The following is a 16860-nucleotide window of genomic DNA, read 5'->3' as shown; positions in this document are numbered from 1 at the left end:
GGAAGCGGCGTCGATCTCCACCTCCATGCCGCACGCGAGCATCTGCCGCCGCAGCCAGTTTCTCCCCTGTTCATACCACGGAGTGAATGGCCGCCTTGTCCAACCCGGTGGGCGTCAAAAAAGTACGTCCGGCGTTGCGCTTGATTTATCACCCCGCTTCTGCGGGGGTTGATTTTCTTACCTTGATGATGGATGAAGAGGAGGGCATTCCCATTCGCCGAATTGAAAAATAAGTTTGCTCTTATGAATTGGGGGGATGCCGCGTGCATGTTCAATTGGATCATGTTGGTTGTTCTCGCCGTCCATGATTTGGCCCGGACGGCGCAAAGGTTAGGTGATTGGTTTTGTTTGCGTTTTTCTTCTTATGGGAGGCCTTTTCCCGGCGCAATTCATTGTTTGGCGCACACCGATTTTGGATTTTTGGAATTGAGCACGGTGGAGGATTATCGGCAGATAACAAAACCGATTTGGGAAGGATGCTCGCTGATTTTTTGTAAAGAACGAAGGGGTTTTCAGTGCGGCGTTGGAAACACGGGATATTTGGAAAGTGGCGGAGAATTGTCGAAAAGAAGGCGCTTCCGTTTCCACCCCCAAAAGATCGGAAACGGTCTTGAATTTTCGGCGAACCGAGGGAAGTCCCGTCCAAATATCCGATTCTTCATCAGTTGGGGCTGGTGAGCAGGAACGGCATACAGATCGCGAAGAAGTGCAAGAAGTATTTTGGATTGAAATTGACACCCGTGGAAACCATTCCCTTGCCGTCGCCTCCCTGTTTCAGGCAGTGGCCGGTTTGGCGCCGATCGGAGGGATGGCTGCCGCAGCCCTGGGAGGGGCTGTGGCCTTTTGTGCCGTCCCCCCGGTACTGACCCTGTTCCAGGAGGCGGTTCCGGCCCATGTTCAGGGGAGAATCTCCTTGAGAAGGGCTTTGGAGCAGTTTACATGGACGGTCCGTTCCCAGGTGACCGGGCTCATGTCCCCGGTTGTTCTTGGGCCGATCCCTTCCTGGCCCTGAGCGGAATGCTGAGCTTTGTCGCCGTCATCGCCGTCGCGTGGCTGCTGTATGTTCACCGGATGGAAGGATGAAAGGAATGTGAGCCGGTTGTTCGGGTGGGCTTTTTCTTGATCTAAAGGGAGGGTTGCGGGGCTTTTTCCCGCTGGGTCCGGACGGAATCCTCCCGCCCGTAGGCCAGGGGGATTCCGGTCAACCGGGCGGTTTCGGGATCGAGGGCGACGAGGTCTTCGCGGCCCACTTCGGAGACGGCTTTTTTTCCAAGGCAGATGACCGCCAGTTTCATCTCCTCCACCGAGGCGTTGAGGAAATTGGCGACGTATTTGGAGGCTTTTTCCACATCAAATTGTCCGGCGGAGGATCCGCCGGACCAGATCAGCTGGGTCAGGGGTTCCCAGGGGAGAACCTTGGTGATTTGGGTGTGAAGGGCCGCAAACAGGACGGCGGTTCCCAGGGCGACGGCATCGGCCCCGAGGGCGAGGACCTTCAGATAATCACCGGGGGTATACAGCCCGCCGGAGACGATCAAGCTGACCCTCTGCCTGGCATGGCGCTTTTCCAGGTGTTCCACGGCGCGGCACAGCCCCCGGATGGTGGGAAGGCCGAAATCATCCTGGACGATGGTGGCCGATTCCCCCGTTCCCGCCTGGGCGCCGTCGATGGTGATCACATCGACGCCCGCCTCGAGGGCCCGGTCGATATCCTCCTCCACCCGGGACGGGAGGATCTTCACCCCGATCGGCACGCCTCCGGTTTCTTCCCGCAGCTTTTTCACCAGCTTCGGCCAGTCGTCGGGATGTTCCACCCCCGGAACGCGGGAGCCAATCCGCGCATCTTCATCGGGATTCAATCCCATCAGACGGCGCAGCCGTCCGGAAAGCCGGCGCGAGGGAATCACCTGGGGGGAACCCGCGTCTCCTCCCCCGCCCACGGCGATTTCCACCATGTCCGCCTGTTTCAGTTCCTCCGATGTTTTGGCCCAGGGAGCGCGACTGTATTGCAGGATCAGTTTGTCGGCCGCTTTGCGCTCTTCCGGAAGCAGCGGTCCCTGTCCGGTGTTGGTCGCGGTTCCGGCCAGGGAGGCTCCTTTGGCCAGGGCGATTTTGACGGGTTCCGTCAGGGGAACACCCGCCCCCATGCCGCTGATCAATAACGGAATCTCCAGCCGCAAGGGCCGTTTCGCCTGCGGGCCGATCACCGTCCGGGTGTCCACCTTGTGGGTTTCGCGGGTGGTGAGGGTGGCCAGTTGGGCTGGCAGGAAGATCAATCCCTCAAAACCGGCCAATTTTTTGGGAGTGCCCAGGGGACGGGACAAAATTTCCCCGTATTCCGCCCGCAGACCTCCTTCGGCGATCTTCAGGGGTTTGAACCGGCGGACAGAGGAGACGAATTCCCACATGTTTTTCGCGTAGGATTCGGTGAGGAGCAGGCGGAGGACGAACCCCGTCACTCCTTTGAGGATCGGCCGGTACAGGAAAACCAGAAAGACTCCGGCGGCCAGGGCGACGAGAAGCGCGGCGAGCAGGGCCGAAACAAACACATCCATGCTTTCTCCGTCCTTTTTTTGGTCTCTGGCTGTTTCGATCCTAGTTTTTCGCTTTTTGCGGGAAAAGATGAATTCCTCAAGTTTTTTCGGGGGAAGGGGATGATAAAGGGGAAGAAAAGGTGGGGATGGGAGGGATGGAGGTGACCTTCGTCTGGATGACGGCGGGCGTCGCCGCCGCCGCTTTGATCGTTGCCGCGGCCGTCCTGCTTCTGGTCCGGCCGACCATCGAAAAACTGGTGGACACGGGGTTGGCCCTGACGGAAACGGAGACCTACTACAGAAACATCATGACGATGGTTTCCCTCTTCCAGCGCATCGATCCCCAAATCCTGGTGGAGAACAGCCTGAGGGCCGACAGCGGAAAAATCCTGAAGCGTCCCTTGGGAAGCCCCAAGAAATTCCCCCATTTTGAAGGAATCATGTTTCTTCCCTGCCAGATGGACCGGCTGCCCCTGAAGGATGCGGAAAAGGTGGATACCCGGACGGTGATCGGTCCGAGGGCCAGGCGACCGCTGGAGCTTAAGATCCCGCTCATCATAAGCGGGATGGCGTACGGTTTGGCCTTGTCCGAAAAGGTGAAGTTGGCCTTGGTCAAGGCGGCCAACATGGCAGGGACGGCCGCCAACTCCGGCGAAGGTCCCGTTCTCCCCGAGGAGCTCCGGGAGGCGAACAAGTACATCATCCAGTACAGCCGGGCCGAATGGGCCAAAGATCCCGAGATTCTGAAACAAGCGGACATGATCGAGATCCACATCGGGCAGGGCTCATCGGCGGGGGCGCCCAGTCAGGTTCCCGCCAAGCACCTGCGGGGAAAGGCGGCCCGGCTGATGGGGGTGGCGCCCGACGGGGAAGCGGAGATCCGCTCCCGGTTTCCGGGGGTGTCCCGGAAGGGCGATTGGCGCCGGTTGGTCCAGGAGCTGCGCTCCCTCACCAAGGGGGTTCCCATCGGGATGAAACTGGCCATCGGCCGTGTGGAGGAGGATCTGGAAATCGCCCTGTACGCGGGGGTGGATTTCGTCACGCTGGACGGCGCCCAAGCGGCCACCAAGGGGACACCTCCCATTCTCCAGGATGATGTGGGGCTGCCGACGGTGATCGGTTTGTGCCGTGCGGTGGAATATCTGGAGAAACGGAAGAAGCGGGGCCGGGTGAGCCTGATCGTCTCCGGGGGGATCCACACGCCCGGGGAGTGCCTCAAGGCCTTGGCCCTGGGGGCGGATGCGGTCGCCCTCGGTTCTCCTCTCCTGTTTGCCTCCAGCCACACCCAGGGTTCCCAGAAGGTTTTGCCCTGGGAACCGCCCACCGAATTGGCCTTTTACACGGGGGAAAAGAGGGAGTTGTACGATGTGGATGAGGGGGCCGTCTTCGCCGCCCGTTTCTTGCAGTCGTTGGTGAAGGAGATGAAACTGGCCGCCGCCGCCCTGGGAAAGGCTTCGCTCAAGGAGGTGGGAAGGGAGGATCTGGTCGCCCTCGATCCCGTCTCGGCGCAAATAACGGGATTGCCGCTCATCTGAAAGGTGGCGCATCCCGCTCATTCCCGAGCCGTTTTTTCCGCGTTTCGGGGAGGGGCTTTTTTTGCCTCCTCCGAACGCTGAACCAGGGCGATTCCGGTCAACACGAGGATGCATCCGGCGGCCGTCTCCCAGGTGACCGGTTCGTCCATCTGAAGCCAGTCGAACAGCAGGGCGAAGACGGGGACGAGCAGCACCGAGAAGGCGGTCTTTCCGGCCGGAAGGCGGGAGAGGGCGTAAAACCACGCGAAGAAGCTGAAGGCGGAGGCCAGAATGCCGGTGAAGAGGATGAGGGCGATCAGCTCCGTTGTCCACCGCTTTGGAAGCGGGGACGGTTCGAAGAACAGGGTGAGGAGGAACAGCCCGGCGGCCCCGAAAAACATCTGGATGCCCGTGACCGCCAGCATGTCGCGGTTGGAAAAGCGCGCCTTGGTCAGCACGTTGCTGGCGGCCCAGGAGATGGAGCCCAAGAGAACGAGGAAGGCGCCGAGCAGATCCTGTCCCGAGGCCGCCGAAGGGCCGGCGATCAGGGCGAGTCCCCCCAGACCGGCCACAAGTCCCGCTCCTTTTTGGACGGTCAGGGGTTCATCCAGGAACCGGTGGGCGAGAAGCATCGTCCACATGGGCATCGTGTAGGCGATCAGCGCCGCGGTTCCCGCGGACACGTGACGCATGCCGACCATCCAAAAGGAAAAAGTGGCGGTGGTCATCATAAGACCCAGCAGAAGCAGGGCGGGAAGATCCCTGGCGGTGACGGAAGGGTTTCTTTTCAGCAAGATGAGTCCGATGAGGATGAGGGAGCCGAGGCCGAAACGAAATACGGAAAAGGAAAAGGGGCCCATGTAGTGGAGGCCGAGCTTCTGGGCCACCCACGTATAGCCCCAGATCACGGTCACCGCCAGCAGCAACAGATACGCTGCCCGGTTATTCGCGCTCATGGACGGACATCCTTTCCGGCAATTTTTAAAAAATGCAGAAAGGAGCGGAGAGGGGTGTTCCACTGTCCGCCGCTTTCCCGGCGCAAACAGGGGCACACCCCTCCGTCGCTCCATATCATATGATGAACATGGGGGTCCGAGTGGGCTTGTACGAGACGGAAATCTATGCATCAAGCCGCGTCTTCGGTGGCGGCCGCCTTCCGGTTTTTCATGGTTCCCGCAGCCAGGACGCCGGCGACGATCAGGATGATGATTCCCCATTTCAACAGGGGCTCATCCATCCATTGCTGAAGCAGTTTTTCGTCGGTGATCATCTTGGCGGAGGTCCAAGCGAGCACTCCCCCGCCGAGGTAAATGATGATCGGGAAACGGTCCGCCAATTTGATGAACAGACTGCTTCCCCAGATGATGATCGGCACGCTGATCAAAAGCCCGAGGACGACCAGGATGAAGCTTCCGTGAGCCGCGCCGGCCACCGCCAGCACGTTGTCGAGGCTCATCACGGTGTCGGCGATGATGATGGTGCGGATGGCGGCCCCGAGGGTGGTGCCGGCCTGAACCGAGTCATGATCTCCCTTTTTCTCCACGAGCAATCTGTAGGCGATCCAGATGAGGAGTATGCCGCCGATCAGCAGAAGGCCGGGAATTTTCAGGATCCAGACGACGAAGATCGTCGCAAGGGAACGGACGGCGATGGCCCCTGCGGTTCCCCAGAGGATGGCTTGTTTCTGTTGTTTCTTCGGCAAGTTTCGGGCGGCCATTCCGATGACGATGGCATTGTCACCTGCCAGAACCAGATCGATAATGACGATGGAGAAAAGTGCGATGAAAAAATCCAGCGAAAGCCATTCCATTGGAAAGTACCACTCCTTTTGATTCGGGAAATTGACCCGGGCTTAAAAATAAATAAAAGACCTTCACTGCCACGAGTAAAGGTCTTGCCAACAACGGGTTCCCGTTGCCAACAAAGCCGGGGACAGGAGTCCCGAACTGACGACTTTGTTGTGTACGGCTACTCCCCTTGGAAGATATGATGTTGTCATTCCTCATTAACATATTATGAAAAGGAAGACCGATATGTCAAGACATTTTTTTGGTTTTCCGCGGAAGAGCGTGAAACTTCCGCAGACAATCGCAAATTGAAGGGACGGGGGACTGCCCCCGTCCCGGAGAGATTCCCGTTTGTCACCGGTAGAGGCGAGAGCCCGTCTCGCGGAACTCTTTGGCCTTTTCCTTCAAGCCGGTTTCCACGGCTTCTTCGAGGGTGAGCCCCTTTTTCGCGGCGTATTCCCGGAGGTCCTGCGAGATGCGCATGCTGCAGAACTTGGGGCCGCACATGGAGCAGAAGTGGGCGGTTTTCGCCGGTTCCGCCGGCAGGGTTTCATCGTGATAGGCCCTGGCTCTTTCCGGATCGAGGGACAGATTGAATTGGTCCGTCCAGCGGAATTCAAAACGGGCTTTGGACAAGGCGTCGTCGCGAAGCTGGGCGCCGGGATGCCCCTTGGCCAGATCCGCGGCATGAGCGGCGATTTTGTAGGCGATGACCCCTTCCTTCACATCTTCCTTGTTGGGCAGCCCGAGGTGTTCCTTCGGCGTGACGTAACAGAGCATGGCGGTGCCGTACCAGCCGATCATCGCCGCGCCGATGGCGGAGGTGATGTGGTCGTAACCCGGGGCGATGTCCGTGGTGAGGGGGCCGAGGGTGTAGAAGGGCGCTTCGTGGCAGATTTTTTGCTGAATCTCCACATTTTCCCGGATTTTGTGCATCGGAATGTGGCCGGGTCCCTCGACCATCACCTGCACATCGTATTCCCAGGCGATTTTCGTCAGTTCCCCGAGGGTTTTCAATTCGGCGAACTGCGCCTCGTCATTGGCGTCGGCGATGGAACCGGGCCGCAGGCCGTCCCCCAGGGAGATGGCGATGTCGTATGTCCGCAGGATTTCGCAGATCTCCCGGAAATGGGTGTAGAGGAAATTCTCCTGGTGGTGGGCCAGACACCAGGCGGCCATGATGGAACCGCCCCGGGAGACGATGCCGGTCACCCGGTTGGCGGTCAGCGGGATGTACCGGAGCAGGACGCCGGCGTGGATGGTGAAGTAATCCACGCCCTGTTCCGCCTGTTCGATCAGGGTGTCCCGGTAAATTTCCCAGGTCAACTCCTCCGGTTTGCCCCCCACCTTTTCCAGGGCCTGATAAATGGGGACGGTGCCCACGGGGACCGGCGAGTTGCGGATGATCCATTCGCGGGTGGTGTGGATGTTTTTTCCCGTCGACAGGTCCATGACCGTGTCGGCACCCCAGAAGGTGGCCCACCGCATTTTTTCCACTTCTTCCTCGATGGAGGAGGAGACGGCGGAGTTTCCGATGTTGGCGTTGATCTTGACGAGAAAATTTTTCCCGATGATCATCGGCTCGCTTTCGGGATGGTTGATGTTGGCCGGAATGATCGCCCGCCCCCGGGCCACCTCTTCCCGAACGAATTCGGGGCTGACGTTTTCCCGGATGGCCACGAATTCCATCTCCGGAGTGATGATCCCCCGGCGGGCGTAATGCATCTGTGTCACGGCGCGCCCCGGTTTGGCCCGGAGCGGTCGGCGCTTGAGTCCGGGGTACGGTTGAGAGGGACTTTCGGACTTCGAAGAATACCCGTCGTCAATCGGTTGCGGTTGCCTTCCCTCGTATTCCTCCACATCTCCGCGCCTTTCGATCCACCGGCGCCGGAGCGGGGGCAGTCCCTTCCTGACGTCGGTCTCCACATCCGGATCGGTCCAGGGGCCGCTGGTGTCGTAGACACGGACCGGAGGGTTTTCCCTTTCCCCGAACCGGCCGGTGGTCGGTGAAAGCCGGATTTCGCGCATGGGCACGCGGATGTCCGGCCGGGATCCCTGGATGTACACCTTTTTGCTCGCCGGAAAGCGGAAGTCGTTGGACATTCCTTCTCCTCCTCCTTCTTTTGAACGGTTTGGCGCACACCAACGGAAGGGGCTTGAGAAGGGAGAAGGGGTCCGTCGGATTCGGTTCGGAGAGATGATGCACCGTTTCTTCATCTTCTGGATTGAACGGAAATGCCGTCGGATTTAAAAACCATTCCAAGAAAAAACCGCATGCCCGCAGGCATGCGGCGAACGGAACCCGCACCGCCCCGAAAAGGGCGCCGGGCCCCCTTGTCTCCATCCCTGCGCTGGCATTACCCAGATCAGGTTCAACGGTCGGCGGCAGATCCCCCGCCCTCTCAGCCTGGCTTTCCCCAAGCTCCCGTTGGATATGCGGTTGTCGCTTCGAAAGTATCACATCCCCCGCAACGGGTCAATCAGCCGAAACGACCGCTGCGGCCCTTTAAAATTATTGAACACGGTTAAAAGAGATTTAACCGTCCGAATCTTAGCCAAATGCGGGGGGAGGCGGATTTATCCGATGGATCAAGAGATTGGAAAAGACCCTTCTTTCTGCCCGGGTTTTCGGGTATCCTTAATGATAGGTGCATCGGATGAAAGGATGAAAGTCCTTGCGGATTGAGTGGTCTCATCTCAACAAGGTTTATGCTTCCAAAAACCATCCGCGGTCACGCCGAATCGGCCTTCTCGATTTTACCGCCGCCGCGAGGAAAGGCATCACTGCGATTCTCGGTCCCGAAGGCTCCGGAAAAAGCACGCTGTTGCAGCTTACCGCCGCCCTGCAGGTCCCTGACGACGGGCGAATCACCTACCAGTTGGAGGACGGCGAAACGGTGATCTGGTCCCGGGGACGCGCGGCCGCCGCGGGCACCTCCGCCCTGGGAAATTTGAAATCCCGCATGATATACATTCCGCCCATGCGCCGGATGAACCATTCCATCTCTCTCGAAAAATATCTCTTATACCGCGCCCAGCTCAGCCAATTGCCCTATCCCAGGAGGCGCGTCGCCGAGCTGATCGCCGAATGGGGATTGGCCGCCGTCCGGCGCGCCTCCCTTTCCGCCATCCCGGGGGAAATGGTGAAGCGGGTGTTGCTGGTTGAGATGTTGCTCCGGGATCCGTTGATCGCGCTGCTGGACGAGCCCACGGCGGGGCTGGACCACTGGGGAAAACGGCTTTTGTGGCGGGAATTGCGCCGCCTCGCGCCTCACCGGATCATTTTGGTCGCCACCCGGGATCTCCGCTGGGCGGAATGTGCGGATGACCTGCTGCTGATGGAGTCGGGCACTTGTCGCCGGATGGGACCCAAAAAACTGTTGACGGCCAACGTGCCGGAAGGGACGGTGGCCGCTTGGTATGAAATGATGCAGACTTTTGCCAATCATCGTTCCCGTTCCCGCAGGGCAGGCTTGATCGCCGAGCGGCGGGAAAAGGGGTACTGACCCGGCCCGCCGCGTCTTGTCGGAGCCTGAAGGGTGGCGCGGCCTTCCGCCGCCCGGATCGCCTCGGCGTAAAGGGCGGATTCGGTGGTTCTCCGGGCGCCTTCGGCGGGCGCGGAACATTTCCGACTTCCCGGATCAGGGGGTGAAACCGGCCGGCACGGGATGTGCCGGTTTTTCTTTTGGCAAAATAAAAGCAACCAAGCACGGATTCAAACAAATTTCATTTGAAACGATCATAATCAATCAAATATAATCAAAGTAGATCAACCGGAGAGGGGGGAGGAGAGATTTTCGCCGAGGAACGACAGAGGCGCATGATGGAGTACATTTACGAGCGCAAACGAGCCACCGTGGCGGAATTGAGCGAGGTCTTCCGGGTGTCCGAGGCGACGGTGCGCCGGGACCTGAAGGAATTGGAGGAAGCCCATCGGATTCAGCGCACCCACGGGGGAGCCATTCCCCGGGAGCGGGTGGGGTTTGAACCCAGCGTCCAGGAGAAAAAGGATCAATTCGCCCAGGAGAAACAGCGCATAGCGGAAAAGGCCGCCGATCTGATCCGGGACGGGGAAACGATCCTGTTGGATTCGGGAACCACCACCTATCAACTGGCCCGGTTGCTCGGCCGGTTTTCCCGCCTCACCGTGGTGACCAATTCCAATCACATCCTTCAGGAATTGCAGGGGATGGAGCATCTGGAGCTGATCAGCACCGGCGGCATGTTGCGGCGGGGCATCGAGTCGATGGTGGGGCCGATCGCGGAACATACCCTGAGGATGATCAAGGTGGACAAAACCTTTTTGGGAACCAACGCCCTGGATCCGGAAGAGGGAATCAGCACGCCCCACCTGCTGGAAGCCCAGGTGAAGAAAGCGATGATTCGCGCGGCGAAGGAAGTGATACTGCTCTGCGACCGCAGCAAGATCAGTCGGGTTTCCTTCGCCAAGGTGGCTCCGCTGTCCTCGGTGGATATCCTGATTACGGACCAGAAGGCGCCCGCTGAGATTCTTCAGCGGATCAAGGAACAAGGCGTTCAAGTCATTCGCGCGTGAAAAGGAGTCGGCAGCATGGGCAAAATTGTAACCGTTACCCTCAATCCCGCCGTGGACAAGACGATCCACCTTCCCAGGCTCAGGCCGGGGGATCTGAACCGGGCGGGGCGGGTTCGCCGGGATCCCGGCGGAAAAGGGATCAACGTGGCCCGCGCCCTGAAGCTGTGGGGGGAAACTCCCCTGGCCATCGGGTGGGTCGGAGGATACCACGGCCGGTGGATCCTGAGGCGGCTGGAGGAATGGGGGATTGAACACCGTTTCGTCGAACTGGATGCGGAAACCCGAACCAATCTGAAAATCGTCGAGGAAGCGGACGACCGGGTGACGGACATCAACGAGCCGGGAGATCCGGTCGACGAGGAGGCGATCGCCCGCTTTCTGGACGTGTACGATGCCGCGATCGAACGGGCGGAGATCGCGGTGCTGTCGGGAAGTCTTCCTCCGGGAGCGCCGGAGGACTTTTACGGAATCTTGATCGACCGGGCCAAACGCCGTTCCGTGAAAGTGTATCTGGATGCGGACGGGGAGGCCCTGAGGGAAGGTGTCCGGCGCGGTCCCTATGCCGTCAAGCCCAATCTGGCGGAGCTGGAGAGACTGGTCGGCCGCTCCCTGACTGATGAGGAGGACCGGTTTGCGGCGGCAAAAGGGCTGTTGGACCGGGGGATACGGCTGGTCGCCCTGTCGATGGGGGCCGAGGGAGCGTGGTTTTTCGCCGAAGGAAAGGCCATCCGGGCCCGGGCCCCGCGGGTGTCGGTCTCCAGCACGGTGGGAGCGGGGGATGCGATGGTGGCGGCGCTGGTGTTGGGAGAGCGGCGGAAGTGGCCCCTGGACGAGGCGCTCCGCTTTGTCGTGGCCGCCGCCTCCGCCACGGCCTCCAAAGAGGGAACCCAGTTCGCCGCCCTGGAGGAAGCGCATTTGCTGTTGGATCAGGTAGAGTTGTCTTGTCGGTCGATGATCTCCTGCTAAAGGAAAGGGGGCAGTAAAATGAAAAAATTGGTGGCTGTCACCGGATGCCCGACCGGAATCGCCCACACCTACATGGCGGCGGAGTCCCTTTCAAAGGCGGCGGAAAAGTTGGGAGTCAGCATCAAGGTGGAAACCCGGGGAGCGTCCGGTGTGGAAAACCGGTTGACCGAAGAGGAGATTCGCGAAGCCCACGCCGTGATCCTTTCGTCGGACGTCGACGCGGAGGAAGACCGCTTTCAGGGAAAAACCGTGATCCGCTCCTCCCTGGGGGATGCGATCAAGAACGCGGAACGCCTGATCGAAGAGGCCTTGTCCAAACCGGCCGCATCCTACGAAGACCGGGTGAAGGCCGTGAAAAAGGAACGGGAGCAGAAACGGAGCGGTCCCTACAAACATTTGATGAACGGGGTTTCCTTCATGATTCCCCTGGTGGTGGCAGGCGGGCTGATCATTGCGCTGTCCTTCACCTTCGGCATCCACGCGGCGGAGGAGGAAGGGTCCCTTGCCGCCAATCTGATGAAGATCGGCGGAGAGAGCGCCTTCGCCCTGATGGTTCCGGTCCTCGCGGGATACATCGCCTATTCCATCGCGGACAAGGCGGGACTGGCGCCCGGGATGGTCGGAGGGATGTTGGCCTCCAGCACCGGTTCCGGTTTTCTGGGAGGAATTGTCGCCGGATTTTTGGCGGGATATGTGGCAAAGTGGATGAAGGAGAAGATTCGCCTTCCCAAATCCCTGGAAGGATTGAAACCGATCCTTCTGATTCCCTTCCTCGCCACCCTCGTCGTGGGCCTGTTGATGATTTACGTCATTGGCACGCCGGTAAAGGGCGTGATGGATTCCCTGACGGCGTGGCTAAAGTCCCTGGGAACGGCCAACGCGGTCCTGATGGGTCTTTTGCTCGGGGCGATGATGGCCTTTGACATGGGGGGACCGGTGAACAAGGCGGCATACACCTTCGGCGTCGGCCTTTTGGGGAATGAGATTTACGGGCCGATGGCCGCGGTGATGGCCGCCGGGATGACCCCTCCCCTGGGCTTGTGGCTGGCCACCCGGATTGCCCGCCGGAAGTTCACCTGGGAAGAGCGGGAAGCCGGAAAGGCGGCGGGAATTCTCGGGCTGTCCTTCATCACGGAGGGAGCGATTCCCTTTGCGGCGGCGGATCCTTTCCGCGTCATCCCCTCCATCGTCGTCGGTTCCGCCGTCACCGGGGCGCTGGCGATGGGGCTCGGCTGCACCCTGCGCGCTCCGCACGGCGGGGTCTTCGTGCTGCCGATCCCGCACGCGGTGGGAAATCTCGCGGGCTTCCTCCTGGCCATCGCGGCGGGCACGGTGGTGACGGCCCTTCTCGTCTCCCTGCTGAAGAAAAATGTTGTGGCACAGGAGGTTGGCGATGGAAATCAATGACCTGATTCGTCCGGAATGGATCCGGCTGGACATGGAAGGTGAATCGAGGGAGGAAGTGATTCGCGCCTTGGCCGGGATCCTGGACAGAAGCGGGATTCTGAGCGACAAGGAGCAGTATCTGGCGGACGTTTTCGAGAGGGAAAAGATGGGGTCGACCGCGATCGGTTTCGATGTGGCCATTCCCCACGGCAAGTCTCGGGGGGTGAAGGAGCCGGCCGTCGCCTTCGCCCGCCTGACGCGGCCGATCCGCTGGGAACCGGGGAAGGAAGAACAGGCGCGGTTGATCTTTTTGATCGCCGTTCCGAAAGAAAAGGAAGGAAACGAACACTTGCAGATTCTGGCGGCCCTGTCCCGAAAGCTGATCGACGAATCGTTCCGCCGGCGGCTTTTGGAGATTTCTTCCCCCGAAGAAGTGATTCAGTCATTGCAAAACGGATCGCAACCCCGTAACATTCAGTCATGAACGCCAAAGTCCAGCGATTAAAGAAGGGGTGTCATGAGGATGGAACAGTTCACCGGTGTGGGTGCCGCGCCCGGTTTGGCCCTGGGGCAGGCGGTGCGCTGGAGAAAGGTTCGCCCTCGCGTCGAGGAGAAGTCGGTGGAGGATTCGGAGCAGGAGATCGCCCGCCTGGAACGGGCGGTTGATCGGACGAAGGAGCAGATCGGACGGTTGCGCCGAGCGACGGAGGAGCGCATGGGGGAAGCGGAAGCGGCCATTTTCGACGCGCACCTGGCTTTCCTGGATGATCCCGCCTATGTGGGCGAAATGAAAAACCGCATCCGCGATCAGAAGAAAAACGCCGAAGCCGTGTGCGCGGCGGTGACGGACGAAATGCAGTCCATGCTGGCCGCCCTTCCCGATGAGTACATGCAGGCCCGCGCCGATGACATCCGGGATGTCGGCGACCGTCTGTTGCTGAACCTTTCCGGCGAGGAGCCCTTCGATCCCTCCCTGATCGAGCCGGGAAGCGTCGTGGTGGCGGAGGAGCTGGCCCCCTCCGACACGGCGCAATTTCCCGCGGGGATTGCGGCGATGGTGACGGCCAAGGGGAGCCGGACGGCCCATGCCGCCATCATGGCCCGAACCCTGGGGATTCCTGCGGTGTTGGGCCTGGGTGGGGCCATCGAGCAGATCCGTGAGGGAGACCTGCTCATCGTCGACGGGGAGGCGGGCAAGGTGACGCTTCGCCCCGATCCGGACACCGAGCGCAAAGCCCGCGAGCAGATCGAAGAGCAGGAAAAGCGGCGGATCGAAGCCGTGAAAAGGGCCGGCGAGGATGCCGTCACGGCGGACGGCCGGCGGATTGAAGTCTTCGCCAACATCGGCAACCTGCAGGATGTGGAGCCCGCCCTCAAGAACGGAGCGGAGGGCATCGGCCTGTTCCGCACCGAGTTCCTCTATCTGGAAAGCCGCGATTGGCCCGGCGAGGAGGAGCAATACGCGGCCTATCGCCGGGTGCTGGAGGCCTTTGGAAAGCGGCCGGTGATCATCCGCACCCTGGATATCGGCGGGGACAAGGATCTTCCCTACGCCGATTTCCCCAAGGAAGAGAATCCCTTCCTGGGCCATCGGGCGATCCGGTTCTGCCTGGACCGGCGGGACATCTTCAAGACCCAGCTCCGGGCCCTGCTCCGGGCGGGGGTGCACGGCAACCTGTGGATCATGTTCCCGATGGTCTCCAGCGTGTCGGAGGTCCGGGAAGCCAAGGCGTTGCTTGCGGAGTGCCGGGAGGAGCTGAAACGGGAAGGGGTTCCCGCGGCCGAGAACATCTCCGTCGGCATCATGGTGGAAGTGCCGGCGGCGGCGGCGATCGCCGACATCCTGGCGCGGGAAGTGGATTTCATGAGCATCGGCACCAACGATCTGATTCAATACACCCTGGCCGCCGACCGGGGGAACGAGCGGGTGGCCCATCTGTATGACGCGGCGCACCCCGCCGTCCTCCGCCTTATCCGGCAGACCTGTGATGCGGCCCGGCAGGCGGGCATCCCGGTCGGCATGTGCGGCGAATTGGCGGGCGATCCCCGGATGACGGAGCTGCTTGTGGGATTGGGACTGAGCGAGCTTTCCATGAGCTCCGGCACCATTCCGGAAGTGAAGGAGCGGATTCGCTCGATCGACACCTCCGCCGCCCGGGCGCTGGCGGACCGGGCCCTGCAGGAAGCGGATCCCGAGGGGGTTCGCCGGCTGATTCAAAAGGGATGACCGGTAACAGACCGGCTTTCTCTTGACTCCGGTTGAGTACGATTTTTTGCGGGAAGCGATGTCCCGCAGGTCACTGTTAAGACTGCTGATAGGGGTAACAGATCAGCAGTCTTTTTTTTGTCGAAGTAAAAGACAAAATATTATCAATTGAAGGGTTGGTTTGATGAAAAAGAGGAGGAAAAATGAAATGGATATCAATTTATCGGAATATGAAGATCCGATTCTTTATGATCTGGAAAATCCGTCTTCAAGCGAGCTTCCCTTTCTCTTGGATCTTGCTGAAAAGTATGTAAAAAAAGGAGAAAAAATTTTGGAACTGGGCTGTGGAACTGGGAGAATTACCATTCCCATGGCAGAGGCAGGGTATTCCTTGATCGCTGTCGATATACATGAGGAAATGCTCAACAGAGCAAAAGAAAAAATGTCACCCTGTCATTCAATTGATTGGCATTTGCAAGATTGTCGCCAATTACACTTGGATTTTATGACCGGACATGTTTTCCAACATTTTCTAACCAATGAAGATCAGGATCAAGCGTTGCAATCAGTATACCGGTGTTTAAAAGATCATGGGGTTTTCGTTTTTGATACGCATTTTCCTTCCTTTGAGGAACACGCATTGTCAGATCATGAAACATTCTGGCGCACTGTGATTGATGCACAGGGGAGAACAGTACAGATCTATATAAAAGAACAATATGATCCAATTAAACAAATTGAGCATTGCAAAGTGATTCGACGTTTTTTCGATGCAGGACGGTTCGTTGAGGAAAAGGAAAGTTTTATCGATCTTCGCTATACATATCCGCAAGAGATGAAACACCTGTTGGATAAAAATAGATTTAAATTGCTTCGTATTTGTGACGGTTGGAAAGATCGGCCAATGACCCAGTACACTGAGTCTATGGTAGTGATTTGCAAAAAGGAGAACAACAACGTGTAAACCCAGTGGAAAAGCTGCTGGATATGTCCATTCGTTCAACTGATCACGAATCAAAACGATGTGATTTAAGTCTACGCATCGAAAAGCGCCTGAAAGTCCCGCCCGGCCCGTCACGGTTGAACTCACCATAGATCAGGGAGTAAGATCCGGCATCGAGGGAAAGAAAAACAGCTTGAGGATGGTTCCGAAAACAATCGGGGAACGGAAATGAAAAAGGGGAATCCCTTATAGGGAATCCCCTGACATCTGCATCTTAAGGCGCTTCATCCTTCCGCTCGATCATCTCCACCCGGTTGCCGAAGGGCCGGGTCGCATCCCGGAATCGGGATCGATTCCAGCACGGAGATGCCGCGTTCCGCGAGCTTCTTTCGCCAGCCGGCAAGATCGGTCACTTGGTAGGCCAGATGGACTTTGGTTTTGTGTCGGTCCTCGCCCTCCTCCGTGCCCATGTGCACTTCCCGGTCGCCGACCTGAGGCCGGAAGCCCCTCTTGCCCGGAGAGAAGCGGGTTTTTGATTTCGGTGAGGCCGAGGAGCCGGCCGCTTCCCGGGAAATGACGGTTTGCGCGTGGTGCAACCCCGTGGTGATTCCTTCCGGGCAGGGATTGGCCAAAAGAAAGGCCCGCTTTCGTAGCGGGCGAGATTGATGACAAACCTCCTGGCTCTTTTCGCAAGAAAAGCGCCAGGGGTTGCGTGTTTATGGGGAATAAACAGATAAAGGAGATTAGATTTGGTAAATTAGGCGGATCACAAAGCCTTTTCCTCTCTTCGAGAGGAGCAAGGCCATTTTTTTGATGTTTTGAGCCACGGCAATAAGGAGGCATTGCTCTCTGACTTTGGCAAGCCCCCTGTAGCGTGCATAACGAAGCTCATGAAGTTCTTTGGCGTCAGCGAAGCTGCGCTCAATGGTCTGACTCCGTCGTTTATACAGTTGTTTGCCCCTTTCACTT

18 protein-coding genes and 1 riboswitch are annotated in these 16860 nt (G+C 59.1%); of the genes, 11 read left to right on the top strand and 7 right to left on the bottom strand.

Translation table 11 applies throughout. The features are described 5' to 3' along the window. The first annotated feature begins 95 nt into the window (after positions 1 to 95). Positions 96 to 233, top strand: coding sequence for a hypothetical protein (locus BM063_RS17805; RefSeq protein ID WP_177199243.1), 138 nt, complete (start codon positions 96 to 98; stop codon positions 231 to 233). A 34-nt stretch (positions 234 to 267) separates the two neighbouring features. Next, positions 268 to 678 carry a hypothetical protein gene (locus BM063_RS16360; RefSeq protein WP_092041577.1) on the top strand — a complete coding sequence of 137 codons (411 nt, stop codon included), beginning with the start codon at positions 268 to 270 and terminating at the stop codon, positions 676 to 678. On the opposite strand, the gene BM063_RS16355 is transcribed toward BM063_RS16360, so the two are convergent. Next, positions 662 to 895, bottom strand: a complete 234-nt coding sequence (locus BM063_RS16355; RefSeq protein WP_092041574.1) for a hypothetical protein — start codon at positions 893 to 895, stop codon at positions 662 to 664. The two genes, BM063_RS16360 and BM063_RS16355, sit on opposite strands and share 17 nt — an antisense overlap. A 44-nt stretch (positions 896 to 939) precedes the next feature. On the opposite strand from BM063_RS16355, the gene BM063_RS17800 reads away from it, so the two are divergent. Further along, a complete protein-coding gene (locus BM063_RS17800; RefSeq protein WP_177199242.1) occupies positions 940 to 1083 on the top strand; it encodes a hypothetical protein in 144 nt (47 codons plus the stop codon). 41 nt (positions 1084 to 1124) lie between these two features. Here the strand turns inward: BM063_RS17800 and BM063_RS16350 are convergent, their stop codons facing one another. Next, a complete protein-coding gene (locus tag BM063_RS16350; RefSeq protein ID WP_092041572.1) occupies positions 1125 to 2555 on the bottom strand; it encodes an FMN-binding glutamate synthase family protein in 1431 nt (476 codons plus the stop codon). 125 nt (positions 2556 to 2680) lie between these two features. Here BM063_RS16350 and BM063_RS16345 point away from each other — a divergent pair, with 125 nt between their 5' ends. Further along, the gene (locus tag BM063_RS16345; protein WP_092041569.1) at positions 2681 to 4069 is read left to right on the top strand and encodes an FMN-binding glutamate synthase family protein; all 1389 of its coding nucleotides are present in this window, start codon (positions 2681 to 2683) and stop codon (positions 4067 to 4069) included. 17 nt (positions 4070 to 4086) lie between these two features. Here BM063_RS16345 and BM063_RS16340 read toward each other — a convergent pair whose 3' ends face one another. From BM063_RS16340 to thiC, 3 genes are all read right to left on the bottom strand, one after another. Next, the gene (locus BM063_RS16340; protein WP_177199241.1) at positions 4087 to 5004 is read right to left on the bottom strand and encodes a DMT family transporter; all 918 of its coding nucleotides are present in this window, start codon (positions 5002 to 5004) and stop codon (positions 4087 to 4089) included. A gap of 170 nt (positions 5005 to 5174) precedes the next feature. Next, positions 5175 to 5858 (bottom strand): TerC family protein, encoded by a 684-nt coding sequence (locus BM063_RS16335; protein ID WP_092041563.1) that lies wholly within the window; start codon positions 5856 to 5858, stop codon positions 5175 to 5177. A 331-nt stretch (positions 5859 to 6189) separates the two neighbouring features. Further along, a complete protein-coding gene (gene thiC / locus BM063_RS16330) occupies positions 6190 to 7938 on the bottom strand; it encodes a phosphomethylpyrimidine synthase ThiC (RefSeq protein WP_092041560.1) in 1749 nt (582 codons plus the stop codon). Positions 7939 to 8161: 223 nt separating this feature from the next. Then, positions 8162 to 8274: riboswitch (TPP riboswitch) on the bottom strand. Between the two features lie 236 nt (positions 8275 to 8510). On the opposite strand from thiC, the gene BM063_RS16325 reads away from it, so the two are divergent. The 7 genes from BM063_RS16325 (at position 8511) to BM063_RS16295 (ending at position 15912) form a co-directional block, all read left to right on the top strand. Then, on the top strand, positions 8511 to 9341 hold the full coding sequence (locus BM063_RS16325; protein ID WP_092041557.1) for an ATP-binding cassette domain-containing protein: 831 nt from the start codon (positions 8511 to 8513) through the stop codon (positions 9339 to 9341). 314 nt (positions 9342 to 9655) lie between these two features. Next, on the top strand, positions 9656 to 10390 hold the full coding sequence (locus tag BM063_RS16320; protein ID WP_342713762.1) for a DeoR/GlpR family DNA-binding transcription regulator: 735 nt from the start codon (positions 9656 to 9658) through the stop codon (positions 10388 to 10390). A 15-nt stretch (positions 10391 to 10405) separates the two neighbouring features. Further along, complete coding sequence (gene pfkB, locus BM063_RS16315; RefSeq protein ID WP_092041550.1) at positions 10406 to 11356, top strand: 1-phosphofructokinase; 951 nt, start codon at positions 10406 to 10408, stop codon at positions 11354 to 11356. A gap of 18 nt (positions 11357 to 11374) precedes the next feature. Further along, positions 11375 to 12763 carry a PTS fructose transporter subunit IIC gene (locus BM063_RS16310; protein WP_092041547.1) on the top strand — a complete coding sequence of 463 codons (1389 nt, stop codon included), beginning with the start codon at positions 11375 to 11377 and terminating at the stop codon, positions 12761 to 12763. Continuing rightward, a complete protein-coding gene (locus BM063_RS16305; RefSeq protein ID WP_092041544.1) occupies positions 12750 to 13226 on the top strand; it encodes a PTS sugar transporter subunit IIA in 477 nt (158 codons plus the stop codon). Before BM063_RS16310 ends, BM063_RS16305 begins: the two co-directional genes overlap by 14 nt. A 33-nt stretch (positions 13227 to 13259) precedes the next feature. Then, positions 13260 to 14969, top strand: coding sequence for a phosphoenolpyruvate--protein phosphotransferase (gene ptsP / locus BM063_RS16300; protein ID WP_245752326.1), 1710 nt, complete (start codon positions 13260 to 13262; stop codon positions 14967 to 14969). 187 nt (positions 14970 to 15156) lie between these two features. Further along, a complete protein-coding gene (locus BM063_RS16295; protein WP_177199240.1) occupies positions 15157 to 15912 on the top strand; it encodes a class I SAM-dependent methyltransferase in 756 nt (251 codons plus the stop codon). 263 nt (positions 15913 to 16175) lie between these two features. Here BM063_RS16295 and BM063_RS16290 read toward each other — a convergent pair whose 3' ends face one another. Beyond that, on the bottom strand, positions 16176 to 16523 hold the full coding sequence (locus BM063_RS16290; RefSeq protein WP_245752325.1) for a glyoxalase: 348 nt from the start codon (positions 16521 to 16523) through the stop codon (positions 16176 to 16178). A 111-nt stretch (positions 16524 to 16634) separates the two neighbouring features. Next, on the bottom strand, positions 16635 to 16860 hold a 226-nt coding region (locus BM063_RS16285), incomplete at its 5' end, for a transposase (RefSeq protein WP_177199239.1).

The sequence above is a fragment of the Planifilum fulgidum genome, from assembly GCF_900113175.1.
Classification (GTDB): Bacteria; Bacillota; Bacilli; order Thermoactinomycetales; family DSM-44946; genus Planifilum; species Planifilum fulgidum.
This window is presented reverse-complemented; position numbering and strand designations above follow the sequence as displayed.